A 23,123-nucleotide genomic window follows, 5' to 3' on the forward strand; every position below is an offset into this window, starting at 1 on the left:
CGGACCGATCGAGTTCCTACGTTACCACAAACCCGAAGGCCCCCCGGCGTATTCCAAGGCCGCCACGGGTGCCGCCACGGGGGGCGTCACGGGGCCGCTCAGGCGGCCGCGCGCCGGGCGATCTCGGCCTCGCCGGCGGCGCGCATCGCCTCCACCGGCACGTCCGCGCGGCCGGTCATCAGCTCGGCCTGCCGCACCGCCTGGTGCAGCAGCATCGGGAAGCCGCCGATCACGGTGCGCCCCCGCGCGCGTACGGCCGCGGCCAGCGCCGTCGGCCAGGGCGCGTAGACGACGTCGAACAGGGCCGCCTTCTCGGGCAGGCGGGCCGCGACCCGCTCGGCCAGCGCGTCGGCCGCGCCGGACGGCAGCGTGGAGACCACCAGGTCGGCCGCGGGGTCGAAGTCGCCGAAGGAGCGCACGGTCACCGTGGCGCCGAGGCGCTCGGCGACCCGCAGGGTCTCTCCCGCGCGGGCCGGGTCGCGCACGACCAGCGTGACCTCCGTGAGGCCCGTCTCCCGCAGGGCGGCGACGGCCGAGGCCGCGGTGGCGCCGCCGCCGAGGATGACCGCCGAGGCGGGCGCGGGGACGCCCGCCTCCGCGAGCGCCTGGACGATGCCGTACACGTCGGTGTTCTCGCCGTGTCGTGCGCCGTCGCGGAACACCACCGTGTTGGCGCCGCCGACCGCCACGGCGAGCTCGGAGACGGTGTCGAGCAGCGGCAGCACGGCGCGCTTGAGCGGCATCGTGAGCGACAGCCCCGCCCATTCCGGGCCGAGCCCGCCGACCAGGTCGGCCAGCCCGTCCTCGGCGCACTCGATCGCGTCGTAGCGCCAGTCCGCCAGGCCCATCGCCGCGTACGCCGCCCGGTGCAGCACCGGGGACAGCGAGTGCGCGATCGGGGAGCCCAGCACGGCGGCCCGGCGGCCGGTCACGGTCATTTGTTGTTCCTGTTGAACTCGTCGCGGAGCTTCCAGAACTCCGTCTCCTTGTCGGTGAACTTGGTGATGCCCCGCTTCGGGTCGACCGTCACGAAGTACAGCCAGTTGCCGTCCGCAGGGTGCAGCGCGGCCTCGATCGCGTGGTCGCCGGGGTTGGCGATCGGCCCGGGCGGCAGGCCGAAGTACTTGTAGGTGTTGTACCGCGAGGTGCTCTCCAGGTCGGCGTGCGAGGCCGCGATGCCGTACTTGTTCAGGCCGTACATGACCGTGCTGTCCATGCCCAGCTTCATCTGGGGGTTGGAGGTCAGCCGGTTGTAGACGACCCTGGCGACCTTCGGCATGTCCTCGGCGCTGCCGGACTCCGCCTGCACGATGCTGGCGATGATGATGATCTGCCTGGCGCTGAAGCCGAGTTGCTTCGCCTGTGCCTCCAGGTCGACCCGATCCGCGGTCTGGTTGAACCGGTCGACCATCTTGGTGAGGATCTGCTGCGGGGTGAGCTTGCTGCTGATCTCGTACGTGGCCGGGAACGCGAAGCCCTCCAGACGGCCCTTGGCGTACGAGGGAAGCCCGATGTCGGTGCGGGCGGCCTTCTTGAAGTCCTCGACCGGCTTGCCGGTGGCGGTCGACAGCTCCTCGTAGATCTTGCTGAGCCGCAGTCCCTCGCGGATCGTCAGCCGGTTGAGCACCCGGTTCTTGGGGTCGAGCAGGGCCAGGGCGGACTGCGCGGACATGCCCTTGCGCATCTCGTACTGACCCGGTTGGAGCGAGGAACTCTTGCCCGCCGCGCCGATGGCGTTGATGAACGCCCGGGCGCTGGCCACGACGCCCTCGTCCTCCAGCATCTGGGCGACGTCGGTGGCGCTCGCGCCCTCCTCGATCTCGACGACGACCTCCCCGCGTCCCTCCCCGGTGTAGTCCTTGGGGATCATCACGCCGCGCGCCCAGGTGAACCCGAAGTAGCCGAGGCCGCCGAGGATCCCGACGATGATCACGACGGCGAACAGCGTGGCGACCCTGCCCTTGCGCCGCTGTTTCTTGCGGCGTCTGCGGCTGCGCCGCTGCTGGGTCCGGCTGCCAGGGGGCCGGCGCCGGGGAGAACCGTCGTCGTCCTCGGCGCCGAGCAGGAAGTCCATGTCCAGATCATTCATAGTGCGCTGGCCAATCTCTCGGTACGAGAGGCCTCCCGTCAAGCGAGTGTGCCAAACCGAGGGGGTTCGGGACAGGGGGTTCCGCGGGGGGCGTTCCCGATATATGGAGCCCCGCCCGGGGGCGGCGGGGCCGTGCGGACGCACCGGGCGCGCTCCGGAACCCCGCGGGCGGCGCCGCGCGGATGCCCCGGGGAACGATCAGTTCGTCCCGAGATACCTGTTCAGCTCCTCCCGATATTTCCTGAACTCCGCCTCTTTGTCAGTGAATTTGGTGATTTTACGCCGGGGATCTGTGGTCACGAACCAGTACCACGTGCCCTCGGCGGGGTGGAGGGCGGCCGCGAGCGCGCTCTCCCCCGGGTTGCCGATGGGCCCGGGCGGCAGTCCGGGGCGCGCGTAGGTGTTGTACGGCGAGTCGACCCGCGTGTCCTGGGTGCTGACCTTGAGGGTGTGGCGGTTCAGCGCGTAGTTGACCGTGCTGTCCATCTCCAGCTTCGCGCCGCGCGCGAGACGGTTGTACACCACTCTGGCGATCTTGGGGTAGTCGGCCGGGACGCCGCCCTCGGCCTGCACGATGCTGGCGACCGTCACCGCCTGTTTGGGCGTGAGCCGCACGCGCGGCGCCAGCTCCTCCAGCTTCACCTTCGCGGCGGCGACGCGGAACCGGGCCGTCATCTTCCTGAGCAGATCGACCGCGGTCATCCCCGGCTCGATCTCGTACGTCGCGGGGAACAGGAAGCCCTCGGCCGTCCCCTCGGCGTACACGGGCAGGCGCAGGCGCCGGGGCTCGGCGACGGCTTCGGCGAAGTCCTTCAGGGGGATGCCGGTCCGGTCCGCGAGCGTGCGCAGCACCTCGCTCGTGCGCAGCCCCTCGGGCACGGTGACCGTGCGCACGACCCTGCTCGCGGGCGAGAGCAGCAGATCGAGGGCGCTTTCGGCGGCCATGCGACGCCGCAGGGTGTAACGGCCCGGGTGCAGGCCGCTCTCCTTGGAGCGCGTGATCACCTGCTCGACGAACGACTGGGCGCTGGCCACCACGCCGGCATGCTCCAGCGTCTCGCCGATCTCGGCGGCGCTCGCCCCCGGCGTGATCTCGACCGTGACCGTGCCCGAGCCGCCGCCGGAGTAGTCGGGGGCCCTGTCGGACTGCCCGACCACCTGGTGCACGCCGTACGCCACCGCCACCGCGACCAGGGCGAGACCCCCGGCCACGGCGGCCGCGGTCCGCTTCACCGTGCGGTCCCGCCGCTCGCTTCCTCACCTGGCCCGGTGCCGGGCCGCGGTGGTTCGAGAGGTCTGCCGGGGGGATTGCCGGTGGCCCGCTCGCCGTCGAGCGCGGCCTGCAGCAGCACGACGGCCGCCGCCTGGTCGATCACGTCACGCTGGTTGCGGGCCTTGACACCGCTGGAACGCAGGCCCTGCTGGGCGCTGACCGTGGTGAGCCGTTCGTCCACCAGCCGGATCGGGACCGGAGCCACCCGCGCGGCCAGGCGCGCGGCGAACTCGCGCGCGGCCCCGGCGGCGTGGCTCTCCCTGCCCGACAGCGACGTGGGCAGCCCGACCACGATCTCGATCGCCTCGTGCTCGGCCGCGATCTCCGTGATCCTCGCCAGGTCGCCGCGGCCGCGCCGTACGGTCTCCACCGGCGTGGCCAGCAGACCCGACGGGTCGCTGCGGGCCACGCCGATGCGGACGGAGCCGACGTCGACCCCGATCCTGACGCCGTGCCTCATCGGCCGCTCACGCCACCGCGGAGGAGATGGCCTCCTCGACCGCGCGAAGCGCGTCGCCGATCGCCTCGGGCCGCGTGCCACCGCCCTGCGCCACGTCGTCCTTGCCGCCACCGCCACCCCCGAGTGCCTTGGCGGCGACGCCGACGAGCCGGCCCGCCTTCAGGCCCCGCTCGCGTCCCGCCTCGTTGACCGCGGCGACGACGACCGGCCGGTCGGAGGGGACGCCGGAGACGACGACGACCGCGGCGCGGTCGCCAGGGAACCTGCCGCGCACATCGAGGGCGAGTTTACGCAGGTCGTCGGCGGAGGTGCCATCAGGCGCGCGGTGCGTCACCACGGAGACGCCCTGCACGTCGCGGGCTTGCGCGGCGAGTTCGCCGGCCACCGCGAGCACCTGGGCCGAGCGGACCTTCTCCAGCTCCTTCTCCGCTGCGCGCAGCCGGGTGACGATGCCCTCGATGCGCTCGGGCAGCTCCTCGCGGCGGGTCTTGAGCTGCTCGCTGAGCTGGGCGACCAGCACGCTCTCGCGGGCCAGGAACCGGAACGCGTCGAGGCCGACGAGCGCCTCCACACGGCGCACGCCCGCGCCGATGGACGACTCGCCCAGCACCTTCACCAGGCCGAGCTGGCCGGAGCTGGCCACGTGCGTGCCGCCGCACAGCTCGCGGGAGTAGTCGCCGACCTCGACCACCCGGACCTCGTCGCCGTACTTCTCGCCGAACAGCGCGAGCGCGCCCATCGCACGGGCCTGCGCCTGGCTGGTGTAGAACGCGTTGACCTTGAGGTCGTTGATCAGGACGGCGTTCACCTCGTCCTCGACGTCGCGCAGCATCGACGGGGAGACGGCCCCGGCCGCGGTGAAGTCGAAGCGGAAGCGGCCCGGGGAGTTCTCCGAGCCCGCCTGGGCCGCCGACTCGCCGAGGGCGTTGCGGAACCCGCGGTGGACCAGGTGGGTCGCGGTGTGGCTGCGGGAGATCGCGCGGCGCCGCTCCAGGTCGATGTCGGCCTGCGCCTGGTCGCCGACCCGCACCTCGCCGGTGCGCACCTTGCCGCGGTGCACGATCAGGCCGGTCACCGGCGACTGGACGTCCACGATCTCGATCTCCGCGCCGCCGGTGCGGATCAGGCCCTGGTCGGAGAGCTGACCGCCGCCCTCCGCGTAGAACGGGGTGCGGTCGAGCACGACCTCCAGCGTGGTCCCCGCGCCCGCCGCCGGGACGGACGCGCCGTCGACGAGCAGGCCGATGACGTTGGCCTCGGCGGTGGTGTGGTCGTAGCCGAGGAAGTCGACCTTCCCGGACTTCTCCAGGATGCCGGTGAACACCGAGATGTCGGCGTTGCCGGTCTTCTTCGCCGCGGCGTCGGCCTTGGCCCGGTCCCGCTGCTCCTTCATGAGCCGGCGGAAGCCCTCCTCGTCCACCTGGAGGCCCTGCTCGGCCGCCATCTCCAGGGTGAGGTCGATCGGGAAGCCGTAGGTGTCGTGGAGCTGGAACGCCTGGTCGCCGCTGAGCGTCGCGGCGCCCTTGCGCTTGGTCTCCTCCACCGCGACGTCGAAGATCGCCGTACCGGTGCGGAGCGTGCCGAGGAACGACGCCTCCTCGGCGTCGATGACCGTGTGGATGTTGGCGGCGTCGGCCTTGAGCTCGGGGTACTGCTCGCCCATCACGTCGATGGTGACGGCGGTGAGCGCGTGCATGTGCCGCTCCTCGCCCGCGCCGAGCAGGCGGAGGTTGCGGATCGCGCGGCGCAGCATGCGGCGCAGCACGTAGCCGCGGCCCTCGTTGGACGGCAGCACGCCGTCGCCGACGAGCATGACGCCCGCCCGCATGTGGTCGGCGACCACCCGCAGCGACACGTCGGCGCGCTTGTCGCGCCCGTAGCGCGACCGGGTGAGCTCGGCCGCCGTGTCGAGGATCTTGTACGTGGTGTCGATCTCGTAGATGTTGTCGACGCCCTGCAGGATCGCCGCCATGCGCTCCAGGCCCATGCCGGTGTCGATGTTCTTGGCCGGCAGCTCGCCCGCCACGTCGAAGTCGATCTTGCTGCGGACCTTGCTGAGCTGGAACTGCATGAAGACGAGGTTCCACACCTCGAGGAAGCGGTTCTCATCGGCGACCGGCCCGCCCTCGCGGCCGTACTCGGGGCCGCGGTCGTAGTAGATCTCCGAGCACGGCCCGCCGGGCCCGGGGACGCCCATGTGCCAGTAGTTGTCGGCGAGGTCGCGGCGCTGGATGCGGTCGAGCGGCAGGCCCACCTGGCGGTGCCAGATGTCCTGGGCCTCGTCGTCGTCCAGGTAGACGGTCGCCCACAGGCGGTCCTCGGGGAAGCCGAAGCCGCCCTCGGACTCGGACCGGGTGAGCAGCTCCCAGGCGAACGGGATCGCCTGCTCCTTGAAGTAGTCGCCGAAGGAGAAGTTGCCGAGCATCTGGAAGAAGCTGGCGTGCCGGGTGGTCTTGCCGACCTCGTCGATGTCGAGGGTGCGCATGACCTTCTGCGCGCTCGTCGCCCGCCGGTACGGCGGCGTCTGCTGCGCCAGGAAGAAGGGCTTGAACGGGACCATTCCCGCGTTCACGAGGAGCAGTGTCGGGTCCTCGGCGACCAGGCTGGCCGAGGGCACGACTGTGTGCCCGCGCTCCTCGAAGAAGCGCAGGAAGCGGCGCGCGATCTCTGCCGACTCCATTTCAGCGGCCGTCCTTTACGTCGTAGATTCTGTTCTTGCCGGTGGTGGTTCCATCAACCGTGTCGAGCCCGAGCTCGGCACGCAACTCGGTTTCCCTGCTCGCCGACAGCCGGCGCACCTCGCCGGCGAAGTCCCTGAGCTGGTCGGCGAGGGTCACCGCGCGGTCGGCGGTGCGCCTGGCCACGTGGTCGGGCCGCAACGACTGAAGCTTACGCATGGTCCAGACCGTGAGGAACGCGCCCAGGGACATGTAGAAGAGCCGCCGGATCATCCGCGTCCCCTCCCGATCGCCCGGCGCTCCACGGCGCGCTCGGCCGCGTGCCGCTCGCTGATCCTGTCTCCGGTTCGAGGGCCGGTGCGGGGGCCGCCGCGGGCGACCCTCCGGGCCGGGACCCTGCGGGCGGCGCGCCGGGCCAGCGCCAGGCGGAAGCCGTCCCTGAAGGCGGAGATCTTGAGCACCGGACCGGCGAACAGCGTGGACGCCACCCCGGTGATCTTGACCATGTTGCCGCTGACGTCACGCATGTTGTCCGTGATCTCCTCGGCCGCCACCAGCCGCCGGTTGGCCTCGGAGACGGTCTGGCTCATGTCGTCGAGGAGCGGGGCGATGCGGTCGCTCAGCTCGGCCACCGACTTGCGGGTCTCGGTCAGCAGTCTGGCCAGCCTGACCAGCACGACGACCATGAAGCAGACCAGGATCACCCAGAAAATGGCGACCACGAGGCCCGCCAGCTCTCCCGCGGTAAGCATGTGCCGATCTCCCTAGATCAACGGAGCTGGAATGGCAAGACCTTACCGCGAACGACCTGCCCGCCGTTCCGCACCACACACCTGGGCTGCTCCGCACCACACACACCGAACCGGAGACCGGCGGTGCTCAGCCGCCGCGCAGGAAGCTCCGGATCTTCGCCCAGCGCTCGGCGAACCGCGCCTCCGCGCCGTGCGTGGTCGGCTCGTAGTAGCGGCGCTCCCGCAGCTCCTCGGGCGCGTAGTCCTGGCGGACGAGGCCGTGCTCGAAGTCGTGCGGGTACTGGTAGCCCCTGCCGTGGCCGAGCTTCTTCGCGCCCGGGTAGTGGGCGTCGCGCAGGTGGTCGGGGATGCGGCCCACCATGCCGCGCCGCACGTCGTCGGAGGCCGCGCCGATCGCCTTCACGACCGCGTTCGACTTGGGCGCCAGCGCGCAGTGGATGACCGCTTGAGCGAGGTTGATCCTGCCCTCGGGCAGGCCGATGAACTCCACGGCCTGGGCGGCGGCCACCGCCACCTGCAGGCACGTGGGATCGGCCATCCCCACGTCCTCGCTCGCGAAGATCACGATCCGGCGGGCGACGAACCGCGGGTCCTCCCCCGCCTCCACCATCCGGGCGAGGTAGTGCAGCGCCGCGTCGGCATCCGAGCCGCGCATGCTCTTGATGAACGCGCTGACCACGTCGTAGTGCTGGTCGCCCTGCCGGTCGTAGCGCACGGCCGCCTTGTCGACGGCCTTCTCCACGACCTCCACCGTGACCTCCGCCGTGACCTCGTCGGCCAGCATCGCGGCGGCTTCCAGGTAGGTCAGCGAGCGCCGCGCGTCGCCGCCGGCCAGCCGTACGAGCTGGTCGAGGGCGTCGGGGTGCAGCGTGACGCGCCCGCCGAGGCCGCGCGGGTCGGCAACCGCGCGCTCCAGGACGGCGCGGACGTCGTCTTCTGCCAGCGGCTCCAGCGTGAGCAGCAGCGATCGGGACAGCAGCGGGGAGATGACGGAGAAGAACGGGTTCTCCGTCGTCGCGCCGATGAACGTGACCCAGCGGTTCTCCACCGCGGGCAGCAGCGCGTCCTGCTGCGCCTTGTTGAACCGGTGGACCTCGTCCACGAACAGCACGGTCTGCCTGCCGGTCATGCCGAGCTCGCGGCGCGCCTGGTCGATGGCGGCGCGCACGTCCTTGACCCCGGCGGAGACGGCCGAGATCTCCACGAACCTCCGCTTGGTCGCGCCCGCCACGACGTACGCCAGCGTGGTCTTGCCGGTGCCCGGGGGTCCCCACAGGAACAGCGACATCGGGGCGTCGCTCTCCACCAGCCGGCGCAGCGGCGTGCCGGGCCCCAGCAGGTGCCGCTGGCCGATCACCTCCTCCAGCGAGCGCGGCCGCATCCGCACGGCCAGCGGCTCCTGGCCCCGGTGCGCCTCCTCGGCGGCCGAGTCGAACAGGCTCTCCACATCGCCGACACTACCGTCACTCGCTCCACACGGCCGTCGCGCCCGTGTGCCCGGTCCGTACGGCGTAGTAGCCCACGGCCAGGGCGAGGATCACGGCGACGGCCGACACGACCAAAGCGAGGGCCCGCGAGCCGGCGCCCTCGGGGGCGCGGCGGGCACGGGTGAGCCACACCATCACCAGGGACACGACGGTGAGCACCGCGGTCACCGGCACCAGGATCTCGGCGAGCCCGCTGTGGACCTCGATCGTGTCAGAGGGGTGGCCCTGGAACATCCGGTGCTCCAGCGCCTCCCCGCTCTCCTTGGCCACGAACACCGAGCCGAGCGCCACCACGGCGGTCGCCACCAGGGCCCAGTCGAGCTTGTGCCGCAGGCGCGGCAGCGCGGCGTACGCGATCGACAGCACCGCGAGCAGCGGCGCGAAGATCACCGCCGCGTGGACGAGGAGGGCATGGGCCGGGAGTCCGAAGACCTGGTCGAACATCGTGCATCGCTCCTGAGACGGCGGCCGGGGCGCGGTTTGCGGGCCGTCCCCCGGTATACGGATTCGCTGAGCAGGAGGTTCCCAGGCGGATCTGAGAGCAAGATGAGCGCAAACTGTCGTGATACCCCTGGGACGCCTGCTTTACACGAAGCCGACGGGATCACGGATAGAGTGGCGCCTCAGTCGTAATAAAAGGGGAAAGGGAAGGCATAGCGGTGACCGACACTGATCGGCAGAAGCAACCGGCTTCGCGCGTGAGCACGGCCGGGCGCGCGACCACCCCCCGTCGCCGCCTGCGTGGCACCCTCGGCGCCGGGCTGGGGCTCCTCGTGCTGGCGGGCGGCCTGGCGGCCTGCAGTGACGGCTCGGCCGGCAACACAGCCAAGGCCACTCCCTCGGCCTCCGCCTCGGCCTCCGCGTCGGACGGTCCCACCGTGAAGCACACCGAGCTGGCCGGCCCCACGCCGACGGCCAGGCCCACCGACCTGCGTCAGGTCACCTGCCAGTACCGCAAGGACGACACAGGCGCCCCGTCGAAGAACGTGGGCTTCCCGCCCAGCAAGCTGACCAGGAGGGTCATCCTGGCCAAGCAGATGATCATCACGACCAACCAGGGTGAGATCGTCATCGACCTGGCCACCAAGGACGTGCCCTGCGCGGTGAACTCGCTCGCGTTCCTGGCGAGTAAGAACTTCTACGACAACACCGTCTGCCACCGCCTCGCGACGGTGGAGACCGTCGGCCTCGGCATGCTGCAGTGCGGCGACCCCCTGGCCACGGGCAACGGCAAGCGCAAGGAGGACGGCGCGGGCGGCCCCGGCTACCTGTTCGACGACGAGAACCTCGGCGGCATGCCGCTCGTCCGGGGAACCGTCGGGCTGGCGCAGGCCACGGAGGACGCCAACTCCAACGGCAGCCAGTTCTTCATCTCCTTCACCGACGAGAACTCCCAGCTGACCGCGGCGGGCGCCGCCTTCACGATGATCGGCGTGGTGAGCAAGGGGATGAACGTCATCGACAAGATCGCCAAGGGCGGGATCATCCCGTTCAACGGCGACCCCACGGCCGACGTGCGGGGCGAGGGCTCCAACGCCCCCAAGAAGAAGGTCGTGATCAAGGACGTGGCCATCGTCTGACCGGGCCCCGGACACAGGACGGCCCCCGCGACCGGTGTCGCGGGGGCCGTCTCGCGTTCTACTGCGCGGACTCGGGCTTGTCGGCCTTCGGCGTGGCGTCCACGCCGGCCTCCTTGCGCTGCTCCACGCTGATCGGGGTGGGCGCCCCGCTCAGCGGGTCGAAGCCGGACGCCGTCTTCGGGAACGCGATCACGTCCCGGATCGACTCACCGCCCGCCAGCAGCATGCAGACGCGGTCCCAGCCGTAGGCGATGCCGCCGTGCGGCGGCGGGCCGTACTTGAACGCCTCGAGCAGCCAGCCGAACTTGCTCTCGGCCTCCTCCTTGGAGATGCCGAGCACGTCGAACACGCGCTGCTGCATCTCGGCCCGGTGGATACGGATCGAGCCGCCGCCGATCTCCATGCCGTTGCAGACCATGTCGTAGGCGTAGGCCAGGGCCTCGCCGGGGTTGTCCTGGAAGGTGTCGGCCCACTCCGGCTTCGGAGAGGTGAACGGGTGGTGGACCGGGGTCCAGCCGCCCTCTCCGTCCTCCTCGAACATCGGGGCGTCGACGATCCACAGGAACGACCACTGCGACTCGTCGATCAGGTCGCAGCGGCGGCCGATCTCCAGGCGGGCCGCGCCGAGCAGGTCGCGGGAGGCCGCGGGCGCGCCGGCCGCGAAGAAGACCGCGTCGCCGGGCTTGGCGCCGGTCGCCCCGGCGAGGCCGCCCAGCTCGGTCTCCGAGAGGTTCTTGGCCACCGGGCCGCCCAGCGTGCCGTCCTCCTGCACCAGCACGTACGCCAGGCCACGCGCGCCGCGCGACTTGGCCCACTCCTGCCAGGCGTCGAGCTCCCTGCGGGTCTGCGAGGCGCCGCCCGGCATCACGACCGCTCCCACGTACGGCGCCTGGAAGACGCGGAACGAGGTGCCGGAGAAGTAGTCCGTGAGGTCGGTCAGCTCGACGCCGAAGCGCAGGTCCGGCTTGTCCGAGCCATACCGCGCCATCGCCTCGGCGTACGTCATCCGGGGCAGCGGCGTGGGCAGCTCGTAGCCGAGCGTCTCCTTCCAGATCCGCCCGATGAGCGCCTCGCCCAGCTCGATCACGTCGTCCTGGTCCACGAACGACATCTCGATGTCGATCTGGGTGAACTCGGGCTGCCGGTCGGCCCGCAGGTCCTCGTCGCGGAAGCAGCGGGCGAGCTGGTAGTAGCGCTCCAGGCCGGAGACCATGAGGAGCTGCTTGAACAGCTGTGGCGACTGAGGCAGGGCGTACCAGTTGCCCGGCTGGAGCCGTACGGGCACCAGGAAGTCGCGGGCGCCCTCGGGCGTCGAGCGGGTCAGGTTCGGGGTCTCGACGTAGACGAACCCGCGCTCGCGCATGACCTCGTTGGCGAGATAGGTCGCCTGCGAGCGCATGCGCAGCGCGTCGGCGATCCGCTGGCGGCGGATGTCGAGGTAGCGGTACTTCAGCCGCGCCTCCTCCGACACGCCCGCGCTGCCCTCGATCGGGAACGGCAGCGGCGCCGACTCGCTCAGCACCTCCACCTCGGAGGCGACGACCTCGATCTCGCCCGTGGGCAGATCGGGGTTCTCGTTGCCGGCCGGGCGCTGGCGTACCTCGCCTGTGACCTTCACGCAGTACTCCGCGCGCAGGTCGTGGGCGTGGTCTTCCTCCCGGAAGACCACCTGGGCCGAGCCGGAGGCGTCGCGCAGGTCGATGAAGACCACGCCGCCGTGGTCGCGCCTGCGCGCCACCCATCCGGCGAGCGTCACCTTCTGGCCCGCGTGCTCCTTGCGGAGCGTGCCTGCCTCGTGGGTGCGGATCACGAGAGTTTCCCCTTCAAGAACTCGACGACCTCCGCGAGCGGAACCGCGGTCTGGTCGGCTGTGGTCAGGTCCTTCACTTGCACGGCGCCCGCCTCGATATCTCGGTCGCCGAGGATGAGCGCGTACCGCGCGCCGCTGCGGTCGGCGGCCTTCATCGCGCCCTTGACGCCACGGCCGCCGAAGGCCATGTCGACCGCGAGACCGGCCCGGCGCAGCTCGCTCACGAGCGGGAACACGCGCCGCCTGGCCTCCTCGCCGAGCGGCACGGCGAACACCTCGACGCCGCGGGGGCGCTCGGCAAGCAGGCCCTCGGCCTCCATCGCCAGCACCGTGCGGTCCACCCCGAGGGCCCAGCCCACGCTCGGCAGCGCCGGGCCGCCGATCTGCTCGCTCAGCCCGTCGTAGCGTCCTCCCCCGCCGACCGCCGACTGGGCGCCCAGGCCGTCGTGCAGGAACTCGAAGGTCGTACGCGTGTAGTAGTCCAGCCCGCGCACGAGCCGGGGGTCGTCCTCGTACGCCACGCCGGCGGCCGTCAGCAGGCCTCTGACCTCCTCGTGGTAGGCCTTGCAGGCCCCGCACAGGTGATCGGTGACCAGCGGCGCGTTCTCCAGCTGCGCGCGCACCTCGGGGCGCTTGTCGTCGAGCACCCGCAGCGGGTTGATCTCGATCCGGTTGCGGGTGGGCTCGTCGAGGTCCAGGCCGCGCAGGAAGTCCTGCAGCGCGGCGCGGTAGGCCGGGCGGCACTCCTTGCAGCCCAGCGAGTTCAGCAGCAGCCGGACGCCGCGCAGGCCCAGCGAGACGTAGCCGTCCATCGCCAGCACGATCAGCTCGGCGTCGAGCGCCGGGTCCTCGGCCCCCAGGGCCTCCGCCCCCACCTGGGAGAAGTGGCGGTAGCGCCCCGCCTGGGCCCGCTCGTAGCGGAAGTAGCTGCCCGAGTACCAGAGCTTGATCGGCAGCGGCCCGCCGTACAGGCCGTGTTCGAGCACGGCCCGCATCACGCTCGCGGTGCCCTCGGGGCGCAGCGTCAGCGACTGGCCGCCCCGGCTCGTGAACGTGTACATCTCCTTGGTCACGATGTCGGTCGACTCTCCGACGCCCCGCGAGAACAGCGCCGTGTCCTCGAAGGCAGGCGTCTCGATGTAGCCGTAGCCGGCGCGGCGGGCCGGCGCGGCCAGGGCGTCCCGTACGGCGAGAGCCCACTCCGAACGCGGGGGCATCCAGTCGAAGGTGCCCTTGGGCGCCTGAAAGGTCATCACAATCCCCTGGTCGGGCCGGCGTGCGGCGCGACGTCCCTGAGGAAGGGGTTGGTCGCGCGCTCGCGGCCGATGGTCGTCTGAGGTCCGTGGCCGGGCAGGACCGTGGTCTCGTCCGGCAGCGTCAGCGTCTTGGCGAGGCTGCGCAGGATGGCGGCGTAGTCGCCGCCGGGCAGGTCGGTACGGCCGATGGAGCCGGCGAACAGCAGGTCGCCCGCGAACAGGACCTGGGAGTCCTCGACGGGCGCCCGGAACGTCACCGACCCCCAGGTATGGCCCGGCCTGTGCTCGACCGTGAACTCGAGCCCGGCCAGCGACAGCACGGCGCCGTCGGCCAGCTCCCGCACGTCGTCGGGCTCGGAAAGTTTCAGTCCGCCGAACGCCTGGCCCGCCTGCGGCGGGAACCCCTTCGCCGGGTCCGACAGCAGATCGCGGTCCTCCGGGTGGATCCACGCGGGCACGTCGCGGGCGCCGCACACCGGGGCCACCGACCACACGTGATCGATGTGGCCGTGGGTGAGCAGCACCGCGACCGGCTTCAGCCGGTGCTCGCGCAGCAGCGCGTCGAGATCCTCCACGGCATCCTGACCTGGGTCGATGACCACGCACTCCTCGCCTGCTGCGGGAGCGACGACGTAACAGTTGGTCTGGAACGACCCTGCGGGAAACCCGGCGACGAGCACGGAAGCGGCCTCTGCGTCTCTACGGATCAATCAAGGATTGCGCGAGCGAATGTAACCGAAGGGTACCGGTGCGGGTCGGCAGGCTGCGAACCAATACCCGTCAGCCGATACGATTCGCCCACCTCAATAGTCATTCTTGGAGCAGTCGAGCCGGATGCTATAGAACAGGCCGCCGTTCCCGGAGCACCTCCCGGGTGTGGCGGGTACGCGCCGGCGAGATCGCGTCCGGGCGTACGACCATGGGAAACAGGACGAGTCGGGAGGTCGAAGTGGTCACCGGCAAGGACCGGCAGAAGCAGCTGGCCCGGGAGCACTACGAACGGCAGCTGCAGGCACGCGTGGAGCGCGAGCAGAAGTCGCGGCGCAACGCGATCATAGGCACCACCGCGGCCGTGGTGGTGGTGATCGGCGGCGTGGTGGCGGCGACGACCCTCCTCGGCCGCGACGACAGCGACGCCACCGCGGCCGCGTCGCCGTCGGCGAGCATCAAGCCCGCGGTGGCCGACCCCAAGCCGTACGACCCGGTCAAGGGCACCTGCGGCTACGTCGCCGACGAGGGCAGCGGCCAGGTCAAGAACGTCGGCACGCCGCCGGAGAAGGTGAGCACCGCCCCGGCGACCATGACCATCAGGACCAACCTCGGTGACATCGTCGCGAGGCTGGACAGCGAGAAGGCGCCCTGCACGGTCAACTCGTTCAAGTTCCTGGCTTCCAAGGACTACTTCGACGACACGAAGTGCCACCGGATGGGCACGGACTTCCCGATCCTGCAGTGCGGCGACCCGCTGGCCAAGGCCGACGGCAAGAACCCGACCGACGGCCAGGGCGGCCCGGGCTACCGCTTCGCCAACGAGAACCTCGCGGGCGCGAAGTACACACGGGGCGTGCTCGCGATGGCGAACAGCGGCCCGAACACCAACGGAAGCCAGTTCTTCATCGTGTTCGGGGACACCGGACTGACGCCCGACTACACGCCTTTCGGTACGGTGACCAAAGGACTCGAAATCGTGGACAAGGTCGCCAAGAAGGGCGTCATCGCCAGCGCCGGCGGGGACGGCACTGGTGCCCCGAAGCAGCCCGTGGTCATCAAAGACGTGACAATCACCAGCAAGAGCTGACGTAATACAACCAAGGGCACATCGAGCCCTGGAGGCTGATTCAAGTGCGGGAGGACACGGTGAGCACCGACCCGTGGGGCCGGGTAGACGAGGACGGCACCGTCTACGTGCGTACGGCTGAGGGAGAACGGGCCGTCGGGTCCTGGCAGGCCGGTGAGCCGGAGGAGGCACTGGCCTACTACCGCCGGAAGTTCGACGAGCTGGCGGGCCAGGTGCAGCTCCTTGAGCAGCGGGTGCGCGGCACCGACCTCGCGCCGGCCCAGGCCGAGTCGAGCATCGCCAAGCTGCGTGAGTCGGTGGCCGAGGCGCACGCGGTCGGCGACCTCGGCTCGCTGCAGGACCGGCTGACGGCGCTGACCGAGCTGGTCGGCAAGCGGCGCGAGGAGCTGCGGGCCGCGCGCGACCAGGCCCGGGCGCACGCGCGTGAGGTGAAGGAGCGCATCGTCGCCGAGGCCGAGCGCATCGCCGAGGAGACGACGCACTGGAAGTCCGGCGGCGAGCGGCTGCGGCAGCTCGTCGAGGAGTGGAAGGCCGCCGAGCGGGTCGACCGGGCCACCGAGGCGACGCTGTGGAAGAAGCTGTCCACGGCACGTACGGCCTTCGCCAAGCGGCGCAAGGCGTACTTCTCCTCGCTCGACCAGCAGCGCGACGCGGTGCGCGGCACCAAGGAGCGCATCGTGAGCGAGGCGGAGGCGCTGGCGGACTCGACGGACTGGAACGCCACCGCGGCGGCCTACCGGGAGCTGATGCGCGAGTGGAAGGCCGCCGGGCGCGCCTCCCGTGAGGTCGAGGACGAGCTGTGGGCGCGCTTCAAGGGCGCCCAGGACCAGTTCTTCCAGGCCCGCTCGGCCGTGTTCGCGGAGCGGGACGCCTCCTTCGCGGCCAACGCGGAGGTGAAGGAGGCCCTGCTGGCCGAGGCCGAGAAGCTGCTGCCGGTCACCGACGCGCGTACCGCGCGCTCGGCGCTGCGGGGCATCCTGGAGCGCTGGGAGGCCGCGGGCCCGGTGCCGCGCGACCAGCGCGACCGCCTGGAGGGCGGGCTGCGCAAGGTCGACGACGCGGTCCGCAGGGCCGAGGACACCGAGTGGAAGCGCTCCAACCCCGAGGCCAGGGCTCGCGCCCAGGACACGGTCAACCAGCTCCGCAGGTCCATCGACCAGCTGGAGACGCGGCTGGCCAAGGCCCAGACGGCCGGCCGGGACAAGGACGTCAAGGAGGCGGAGGAGGCCCTGTCCGCCCGCCGCTCCTGGCTCCAGGAGGCGGAGCGGACGCTCGCCGAGTTCTCCTGACCCGCTTCGAGCGCGTCCCGGCGTGACCTCGTGTCACGCCGGGATTCGCATGTCCGCCGCCGCTTCGTGAGGACGCGCCCCGCCGCCGGGCAGGGGCCGTCCGGTCATCGGCCCGCCGGGCCGTGGTTCCGGCCGCGGGGGCCGCGGGCCGTCAGCTGGTGACGCGGTAGACGTCGTAGACGCCCGCGACGGTGCGCACCGCCTTGAGCACGTGGCCGAGGTGCTTGGGGTCGCCCATCTCGAAGGTGAACTTGCTGATCGCCACCCGATCGCGGCTGGTCGTCACCGAGGCCGACAGGATGTTCACGTGCTGGTCGGAGAGGGTCCGCGTGACGTCCGACAGCAGGCGGGGGCGGTCGAGCGCCTCCACCTGGATGGCGACGAGGAAGACCGAGTCGTCCCCGGGAGACCAGGAGACCTCCACCAGCCGGTCGGGGTGGGCGTTGAGCTGCTCCACGTTGGGGCAGTTGGTGCGGTGCACGGAGACGCCGTGCCCTCGCGTGACGAACCCGACGATCTCGTCCCCCGGCACCGGGGTGCAGCAGCGCGACAGGCGGACCCACACGTCCGGGTCGCCCGCGACCATCACGCCTGCGTTCGAGTTGGCCCTCAGACGGCCCTTGAGCCGCGTGGGGACCTGGGCCTCGGCGATGTCCTCCTCGGCCCCCTCGACGCCGCCCAGGGCCTGTACGAGCTTGTCCACGACCGACTGTGCGGTGAGGTGTCCCTCGCCGACGGCCGCGTACAGGGCCGAGACGTCGGCGTAGCGCAGGTCCCTGGCCAGGGCCAGCAGCGCCTCGCCGGACATCAGCCGCTGCAGCGGCAGGCCCTGCTTGCGCATGGCCCGCCCGATCGCCTCCTTGCCCGCCTCGATGGCGGTCTCGCGGCGCTCCTTGGTGAACCACTGACGGATCTTGTTGCGGGCCCGGCCGCTCTTGACGAACTTGAGCCAGTCCCTCGACGGCCCGGCGTCCGGCGACTTCGACGTGAAGATCTCGACCGTGTCGCCGTTGCCGAGGCGGGACTCCAGCGGGACCAGCCTGCCGTTCACCCGCGCGCCGATACATCGGTGGCCGACCTCGGTGTGCACGGCGTACGCGAAGTCGACGGGGGTGGCGCCCTCGGGCAGGGCGATCACCTGGCCGCGCGGGGTGAAGACGAACACCTCCGAGACCGACAGGTCGAAGCGCAGCGACTCCAGGAACTCCCCGGGGTCGGAGGTCTCCTTCTGCCAGTCCAGCAACTGGCGGAGCCAGGCCATGTCGTTGACCTGCTTGACCTTGCCGGCGCCGGCCCCCGTCATCTCCTCCTTGTACTTCCAGTGCGCGGCCACGCCGTACTCGGCGCGGTTGTGCATGGCCCGCGTGCGGATCTGGAGCTCGATGGCCTTGCCCTCGGGTCCCATGACCGTCGTGTGGAGCGACTGGTACATGTTGAACTTGGGCATGGCGATGTAGTCCTTGAACCGCCCCGGCACCGGCTTCCACTGGGCGTGGATCGTTCCGAGCGCGGCGTAGCAGTCGCGGACCGTGTCGACCAGCACGCGGATGCCCACCAGGTCGTAGATGTCGTCGAAGGCCACGCCCTTGGCGATCATCTTCTGGTAGATCGAGTAGTAGTGCTTGGGCCGGCCGCGCACGGTCGCCTTGATCTTCGCCTCGCGCAGGTCGGCGGAGACCTTCTCGATGACCTCGTGCAGGAACAGGTCACGGCGCGGCGCGCGCTCCGACACCATCCGGGCGATCTCGTCGTACCGCTTCGGGTAGAGCATGGCGAACGCGAGGTCCTCCAGCTCCCACTTGATGGTGTTCATGCCGAGCCGGTGGGCCAGCGGCGCGAAGATCTCCAGCGTCTCGCGGGACTTCTGCTGGCGCTTGTGCTCGGGCATGTAGCGCATGGTCCGCATGTTGTGCAGCCGGTCGGCCAGCTTGATCACCAGCACGCGGATGTCGCGCGACATCGCGACGACCATCTTGCGCACGGTCTCGGCCTGCGCCGCGTCGCCGAACTTCACCTTGTCGAGCTTGGTCACGCCGTCGACGAGCAACGCGATGTTGTCGCCGAAGTCGGCTCGTAACTCGTCGAGGCTGTAGGCGGTGTCCTCGACGGTGTCGTGCAGCAGTGCGGCGCACAGCGTCTCGTCGTCCGTGCCCAGCTCCGCCAGGATCGTCGCCACCGCGAGCGGGTGGGTGATGTACGGGTCGCCGCTCTTGCGCTTCTGATCGCGGTGGTGATAGGCGGCGACGTCGTACGCGCGCTCGATCAGCCGCAGGTCTGCTTTGGGATGAGTGGCACGGACCGTCTTGAAGAGCGGTTCCAACACCGGATTCATGGCACCCCACTGCCCCCCGAAACGGGCGAGCCTCCGTCGCGTGGCCGGCGACGCCGGCTTGTCCTCCGGGACCGCCGCGGGGTCGCGCGCCGCGTCGGGGGGCACGTCTGCGACGGGCTCGGGGGCGTCGCGGGAGATCACTCCGCGATCGACCCGCGCGCTGTCGGGCACGACCACATCACGGGGCACACAGACTCCTCACGTCGAGTCCAGATTCCACAGTGTATCCGTGCTGCCACAGCACTCTCGGCCGCGTGCCCCCTGACCGGCCCGCGCGGCTCAGACGGTGAGCAGGGTGCGGACGTCCAGGCCCGGCAGCCGGTCGCGGCCGGAGAGGAAGGACAGCTCCATCAGGAAGGACACGGCCACGACCTCCGCACCCGTCCTTCTGACCAGCTCCACGGCCGCCCGGGCCGTGCCGCCCGTGGCGAGGACGTCGTCCACGATCAGAACCCGGTCGCCGGGGTCGAAGGCGTCGGCGTGCACCTCGATCGTCGCGGAGCCGTACTCGAGATCATAGGACGCCTCGTACGTGTCGGCGGGCAATTTGCCCTTTTTGCGCACCGGTACGAACCCGGCGCCGCTGCGGTAGGCCACCGGCGCTGCGAGGATGAAGCCCCGCGCCTCGATGCCGACCACCTTGTCGAACGCCAGGCCGTCCCCGAGCTCGCCCACGACCTGCGTGAAGGCCGCGTGGTCCGCCAGCAGCGGGGTGATGTCCTTGAAGAGGATGCCCGGCTTGGGGTAGTCCGGGACATCCCTGATGAGAGCCGTCCAGTCAGTCACGACGCCCAAGCCTAACGGGATCGCGCAACACGAAGGCGCCCCCGGAACCGGGCGGGTTCCGGGGGCGCCTGCGACGAGACGGGATCAGCGCTTCTTGCGCTTCTCCGTGGTCGTGGTGGTGACGTTCTGCGAGCCGGCCGAGACGGGCTCCTTGGCGGCGGCCTTGGCGGCGGAGACCTGCTTGGCGTGCACCCGCTGGGCCAGGGCCTGCCACTTGGGCTCCCGCTCCTTGAGCGTGACCAGGATCGGCGTCGCCACGCACAGGGACGAGTAGGTGCCGACGATCATGCCGACGAACAGCGCCAGCGACAGGTCCTTCAGCGTGCCGGCGCCGAGCAGCGTGGTGCCGATGAACAGGATCGCCGCCACCGGCAGGATCGCCACCAGTGAGGTGTTGAGCGACCGGATCAGCGTGTGGCTGAGCGCGTTGTTGGCGGCCTGCGTGTAGGTCATCTTCGCGCTCGTGCCGAGCTTGCCCGTGACCTCCTTGATCATGTCGAAGACGACGACCGCGTCGTACAACGAGTAACCGAGGATCGTGAGGAAGCCCAGCATGGTCGCCGGGGTGACCTCGAAGCCCGACCAGGCGTAGACGCCCGCGGTGATCACGAGGTCGTGGACGAGGGCGACGATCGCCGCGAGGGCCATCCGCCACTCGAAGGCCACCGACAGGTACAGCATGATCGCGATCATGAAGACCGCGAGGCCGATCCATGCCTTCTGCGAGACCTCGCCACCCCAGGTCGCGCCGATGACCTGCGAGCTGACCTGGTCCTCCGTGATGCCGTACTTCTGGGCGACCGTCTGCTGGACCTTGGTCACCTCGTCGGCCTTGAGGCTCTCGGTGGTGACCCGCCAGTTGGGGCCGGCCTGCTGCACGATGGCCTGATCAGGCCCGGCGTTGTGGATCGTCTCGCGGACCTGTTCGAGGCTGGAGCCCGGTGTGCGCTTGAAGTCGAAGACAGAGCCGCCGCGGAACTCCACGCCCAGGTTCAGCCCGTTCAGCGCCAGGCCCAGGATGGAGACGGCCAGCAGGAACACCGACAGGCCGTACCAGATCTTGCGCTTGCCGACGAAGTCGATGTTGATGTCGCCGCGGTAGAGGCGGCTGATCACTCCCGGCATCACGCCTCCTGCAGGGTCTGCTCGGCGGGGCTGGTACGGCCCATGCGCTCCGCGTCGAGTCCGGACAGCTTGTGGCCCTTCGAGAAGAACCGCAACCGCCCCACGAGGGACATCAGCGGCTTGGTGAACAGGAACACCACCACGATGTCGATGAGCGTGGTCAGGCCCATCGCGAACGCGAAGCCGGCCACGTCGCCGACCGCGAGGAAGAACAGCACCACCGCGGCGATGAACATGACGGCGTCGGCGACCAGGATGGTCCGCCGGGCGCGCCGCCAGGCCACCTCCACCGCCGAGCGCAGCGTGCGGTGGCCCTCCTTGATCTCGTCGCGGATCCGTTCGAAGTAGACGATGAACGAGTCCGCGGTGATGCCGATCGAGACCACCAGACCGATGATGTGCGGCAGCGAGAGCCGGAAGCCGGCGTTCTGGCTCAGGATGTCGACGGTCAGGTACGTGAACACGGTGGCCACGCAGAGGCTGGCTATGCCGATGAGCCCCAGGCCGCGGTAGTAGAGCAGCAGGTAGATCATGACGACGATCAGGCCGAGCGCGCCGGCGATCAGACCGCCGTGAAGCTGGTCCTGGCCGAGGGTCGAGGAGACCGACACGACCGAACTCTGCTGGAACTTCAGCGGCAGCGCGCCGTACTTGAGCTGGTCGGCCAGCTCGGTGGCGGTCTTCTGGGTGAAACTGCCGGAGATGCGGGCGCTGCCGCCGGGGATGGCCTCCTCGATCGTCGGAGCGACGATGACGACGCCGTCCAGCACGTTGGCGAGCTGGTTGCGCGGGGCCGGCAGGCTCGTGATGCGCCGGGTGATGTCGGCGAACTGCGTGGCGCCCTTGGACTTGAAGTCGACCTGGACGATCCACTCACCGGTGGTGGGGTCGGTGCCCGACTGCGCGCCGCTGATCTCGGTGCCCTGCACCGCGGCCTTGTCCAGGATGTACCGCGCCGAGCCGTCGTCGCTGCAGGCGACGATCTGCTTGTTCGGGTCGTCGACGGCGCCCTGGCCGCGGTTCTTCGCGGTGCAGTCGATCGTGCGGAACTCGGCGAGCAGCGCCGGGTCGATGCCGCTGGTGTCCTGACCGGCCAGTGGGTCGCCCGTGTCCTGGGGAGCGGCCGTCGGCGTGGGGCTGGGAGCGGCCGAGGGCGACGCCTTCGCCCGGTTGGCGCGGGCGGTCCCTGCGCCCGCCCTGCGGTGGTTCGTGGCCCTCGTCGAGGTGCTCGGCTCCGGCGACGGCGCGGTCAGCGCCTTCGACAGGGCACGGCCCGCCGGAGACGCGTTGCCGTTCGGGGCCCCGCTCTCCCTGGCCGGCGTGGACGCCTTCGAAGTGGCCGCGGGCGTCGCCGCCGCCGACCCGCTGGGCGTGGGAGCCGCGGTGGGCACCTGCGCCGGCTGGTTCGTGGCGGCGGCCACCGCGAGCACCTGCCGCATGCGCAGTTCGGCGGTGGTCGACACCAGCCGCAGCGCCTCGTCACGGCCCGCGCCCGGGATCTGGATCACGATGTTGTCGTTCGACTTCGCGACCTGGGCGTCGGAGATGCCGGTGCCGTTGACGCGCTGCCGGATGATCGTCACGGCTCGGTCGAGGCTCTCCTGCGACGGCGTCTTCCCGTTCGCCATGACCGGCGTGAGCGTCACGGTGGTGCCGCCCGCGAGGTCGAGGCCGAACTTGGGGACGAACGCCTTCTGGAGGGCGACCGTCGCGCCCATGACGAGGATGAGCGCAAGGAGCAACAGGAGTGTGCGTCCAGGCTTGCTCTGGCTACTGGTCGGTGGGGCCACTGGAGGTCAGTTCTTTCGTCGAAAGGTTGTGATCAGCCTACTCAGGACTGCTTGGTGCTCGTATCGTCACCGTTCCCCGTGTCGGAACCGTCCGTCACGGTCTCCTCGGCCTCCTCGTCCGTCACCTCGTCCACGGGAGTGAGCACCCTGCCGATCGCCGCCTTGGCCCAGCGGGTCTCGACGCCGGGGGCCACCTCCAGCACGACGTCGTCGTCCTGGAGTGCGACGACCGTCGCGAACAGGCCTGTCGTGGTCATGACCCGGACGCCCGGGGTGAGGGAGTTCTGCATCTGGACCTGCTCCTGCTGCCGCTTGCGCTGGGGGCGGATCAGGAGGAAGTAGAACACCACTACCAGCAAGATCAGTGGCAGGAACGTCCCAAGCGGGTTGTTACCCACGGGGGCCACCCTTCCGTAACGTGATGAACCGGCCTGACGCCGGAGGTCTTGTGCGCTTCACACGCGGGCCACCGCGACTTCTCGCGGGTGCGGCCAGTCAAGCCACGCAGTGTATTCGAGCCCGCAGAAGCCCGGCAACGAACCCACGGCTCGACGGGCAGGAAAGTTCCCGTTTCATGGGCTTCGCAATCGGTCTGTTACCTCTTTGCCCTGGTTTCCG

The 23,123-nt window shown here is 70.5% G+C and carries 20 protein-coding genes; 3 read left to right on the plus strand and 17 right to left on the minus strand.

Annotated elements, in window-relative coordinates; all coding sequences use genetic code 11:
- Positions 1–98: 98 nt before the first annotated feature.
- From HHX35_RS12500 to HHX35_RS12540, 9 genes are all read right to left on the minus strand, one after another.
- Positions 99–938, minus strand: coding sequence for a shikimate dehydrogenase (locus HHX35_RS12500; RefSeq protein ID WP_182899019.1), 840 nt, complete (start codon positions 936–938; stop codon positions 99–101).
- A complete protein-coding gene (gene mltG / locus HHX35_RS12505; protein ID WP_182899020.1) occupies positions 935–2,089 on the minus strand; it encodes an endolytic transglycosylase MltG in 1,155 nt (384 codons plus the stop codon). Before mltG (HHX35_RS12505) ends, HHX35_RS12500 begins: the two co-directional genes overlap by 4 nt.
- Before the next feature lie 198 nt (positions 2,090–2,287).
- A complete protein-coding gene (mltG, locus tag HHX35_RS12510) occupies positions 2,288–3,322 on the minus strand; it encodes an endolytic transglycosylase MltG (protein ID WP_182899021.1) in 1,035 nt (344 codons plus the stop codon).
- Positions 3,319–3,822 (minus strand): Holliday junction resolvase RuvX, encoded by a 504-nt coding sequence (gene ruvX / locus HHX35_RS12515; protein ID WP_182899022.1) that lies wholly within the window; start codon positions 3,820–3,822, stop codon positions 3,319–3,321. Before ruvX ends, mltG (HHX35_RS12510) begins: the two co-directional genes overlap by 4 nt.
- A gap of 7 nt (positions 3,823–3,829) precedes the next feature.
- On the minus strand, positions 3,830–6,502 hold the full coding sequence (gene alaS, locus HHX35_RS12520; protein ID WP_182899023.1) for an alanine--tRNA ligase: 2,673 nt from the start codon (positions 6,500–6,502) through the stop codon (positions 3,830–3,832).
- A gap of 1 nt (position 6,503) precedes the next feature.
- Complete coding sequence (locus tag HHX35_RS12525) at positions 6,504–6,773, minus strand: hypothetical protein (RefSeq protein WP_182899024.1); 270 nt, start codon at positions 6,771–6,773, stop codon at positions 6,504–6,506.
- Positions 6,770–7,252 carry a DUF948 domain-containing protein gene (locus tag HHX35_RS12530; protein ID WP_139575014.1) on the minus strand — a complete coding sequence of 161 codons (483 nt, stop codon included), beginning with the start codon at positions 7,250–7,252 and terminating at the stop codon, positions 6,770–6,772. The genes HHX35_RS12525 and HHX35_RS12530 overlap by 4 nt, the downstream gene beginning before the upstream one ends.
- A 127-nt stretch (positions 7,253–7,379) precedes the next feature.
- A complete protein-coding gene (locus HHX35_RS12535; protein WP_182899025.1) occupies positions 7,380–8,699 on the minus strand; it encodes a replication-associated recombination protein A in 1,320 nt (439 codons plus the stop codon).
- Between the two features lie 16 nt (positions 8,700–8,715).
- Positions 8,716–9,183 carry a DUF2231 domain-containing protein gene (locus HHX35_RS12540; RefSeq protein ID WP_182899026.1) on the minus strand — a complete coding sequence of 156 codons (468 nt, stop codon included), beginning with the start codon at positions 9,181–9,183 and terminating at the stop codon, positions 8,716–8,718.
- A gap of 215 nt (positions 9,184–9,398) precedes the next feature.
- On the opposite strand from HHX35_RS12540, the gene HHX35_RS44580 reads away from it, so the two are divergent.
- Positions 9,399–10,319, plus strand: a complete 921-nt coding sequence (locus HHX35_RS44580; RefSeq protein WP_182899027.1) for a peptidylprolyl isomerase — start codon at positions 9,399–9,401, stop codon at positions 10,317–10,319.
- 58 nt (positions 10,320–10,377) lie between these two features.
- On the opposite strand, the gene aspS is transcribed toward HHX35_RS44580, so the two are convergent.
- The 3 genes from aspS to HHX35_RS12560 are packed head-to-tail and all read right to left on the minus strand — an operon-like array spanning position 10,378 to position 14,065.
- Positions 10,378–12,129 (minus strand): aspartate--tRNA ligase, encoded by a 1,752-nt coding sequence (aspS, locus tag HHX35_RS12550; protein WP_182899028.1) that lies wholly within the window; start codon positions 12,127–12,129, stop codon positions 10,378–10,380.
- Positions 12,126–13,382, minus strand: a complete 1,257-nt coding sequence (hisS, locus tag HHX35_RS12555; RefSeq protein WP_182899029.1) for a histidine--tRNA ligase — start codon at positions 13,380–13,382, stop codon at positions 12,126–12,128. The genes aspS and hisS overlap by 4 nt, the downstream gene beginning before the upstream one ends.
- On the minus strand, positions 13,382–14,065 hold the full coding sequence (locus tag HHX35_RS12560; protein WP_139575321.1) for an MBL fold metallo-hydrolase: 684 nt from the start codon (positions 14,063–14,065) through the stop codon (positions 13,382–13,384). The genes hisS and HHX35_RS12560 overlap by 1 nt, the downstream gene beginning before the upstream one ends.
- Positions 14,066–14,304: 239 nt before the next feature.
- On the opposite strand from HHX35_RS12560, the gene HHX35_RS12565 reads away from it, so the two are divergent.
- Both HHX35_RS12565 and HHX35_RS12570 read left to right on the plus strand, forming a co-directional pair.
- On the plus strand, positions 14,305–15,183 hold the full coding sequence (locus HHX35_RS12565) for a peptidylprolyl isomerase (RefSeq protein ID WP_182899030.1): 879 nt from the start codon (positions 14,305–14,307) through the stop codon (positions 15,181–15,183).
- A gap of 59 nt (positions 15,184–15,242) precedes the next feature.
- The gene (locus HHX35_RS12570) at positions 15,243–16,472 is read left to right on the plus strand and encodes a DUF349 domain-containing protein (protein WP_182899031.1); all 1,230 of its coding nucleotides are present in this window, start codon (positions 15,243–15,245) and stop codon (positions 16,470–16,472) included.
- 151 nt (positions 16,473–16,623) lie between these two features.
- On the opposite strand, the gene HHX35_RS12575 is transcribed toward HHX35_RS12570, so the two are convergent.
- The 5 genes from HHX35_RS12575 to yajC all read right to left on the minus strand — a co-directional run bounded on the left by HHX35_RS12575 (position 16,624) and on the right by yajC (position 22,903).
- Complete coding sequence (locus HHX35_RS12575) at positions 16,624–18,804, minus strand: bifunctional (p)ppGpp synthetase/guanosine-3',5'-bis(diphosphate) 3'-pyrophosphohydrolase (protein ID WP_182899353.1); 2,181 nt, start codon at positions 18,802–18,804, stop codon at positions 16,624–16,626.
- 279 nt (positions 18,805–19,083) lie between these two features.
- On the minus strand, positions 19,084–19,590 hold the full coding sequence (locus HHX35_RS12580) for an adenine phosphoribosyltransferase (RefSeq protein WP_182899032.1): 507 nt from the start codon (positions 19,588–19,590) through the stop codon (positions 19,084–19,086).
- 84 nt (positions 19,591–19,674) lie between these two features.
- Positions 19,675–20,715: a protein translocase subunit SecF gene (secF, locus tag HHX35_RS12585; protein ID WP_182899033.1), complete on the minus strand. Its 1,041-nt coding sequence runs from the start codon at positions 20,713–20,715 to the stop codon at positions 19,675–19,677.
- On the minus strand, positions 20,715–22,457 hold the full coding sequence (gene secD, locus HHX35_RS12590) for a protein translocase subunit SecD (protein ID WP_310739044.1): 1,743 nt from the start codon (positions 22,455–22,457) through the stop codon (positions 20,715–20,717). Before secD ends, secF begins: the two co-directional genes overlap by 1 nt.
- An 89-nt stretch (positions 22,458–22,546) precedes the next feature.
- Complete coding sequence (gene yajC, locus HHX35_RS12595; protein WP_139575024.1) at positions 22,547–22,903, minus strand: preprotein translocase subunit YajC; 357 nt, start codon at positions 22,901–22,903, stop codon at positions 22,547–22,549.
- Positions 22,904–23,123: the final 220 nt, after the last annotated feature.

The organism is Microbispora sp. H10830 (genome assembly GCF_014161375.1).
In the GTDB taxonomy this organism is placed as follows: Bacteria; Actinomycetota; Actinomycetes; order Streptosporangiales; family Streptosporangiaceae; genus Microbispora; species Microbispora catharanthi.

Coding starts and splice junctions, on each gene's coding strand:
- mltG (WP_182899020.1), bottom strand. CDS start 2,089: ATGAATGATCTGGACATGGACTTCCTGCTCGGCGCCGAGGACGACGAC.
- HHX35_RS12500 (WP_182899019.1), bottom strand. CDS start 938: ATGACCGTGACCGGCCGCCGGGCCGCCGTGCTGGGCTCCCCGATCGCG.
- HHX35_RS12575 (WP_182899353.1), bottom strand. CDS start 18,804: ATGAATCCGGTGTTGGAACCGCTCTTCAAGACGGTCCGTGCCACTCAT.
- ruvX (WP_182899022.1), bottom strand. CDS start 3,822: ATGAGGCACGGCGTCAGGATCGGGGTCGACGTCGGCTCCGTCCGCATC.
- hisS (WP_182899029.1), bottom strand. CDS start 13,382: ATGACCTTTCAGGCGCCCAAGGGCACCTTCGACTGGATGCCCCCGCGT.
- alaS (WP_182899023.1), bottom strand. CDS start 6,502: ATGGAGTCGGCAGAGATCGCGCGCCGCTTCCTGCGCTTCTTCGAGGAG.
- HHX35_RS12565 (WP_182899030.1), top strand. CDS start 14,305: ATGGGAAACAGGACGAGTCGGGAGGTCGAAGTGGTCACCGGCAAGGAC.
- HHX35_RS12540 (WP_182899026.1), bottom strand. CDS start 9,183: ATGTTCGACCAGGTCTTCGGACTCCCGGCCCATGCCCTCCTCGTCCAC.
- HHX35_RS12530 (WP_139575014.1), bottom strand. CDS start 7,252: ATGCTTACCGCGGGAGAGCTGGCGGGCCTCGTGGTCGCCATTTTCTGG.
- secF (WP_182899033.1), bottom strand. CDS start 20,715: ATGCCGGGAGTGATCAGCCGCCTCTACCGCGGCGACATCAACATCGAC.
- HHX35_RS12525 (WP_182899024.1), bottom strand. CDS start 6,773: ATGATCCGGCGGCTCTTCTACATGTCCCTGGGCGCGTTCCTCACGGTC.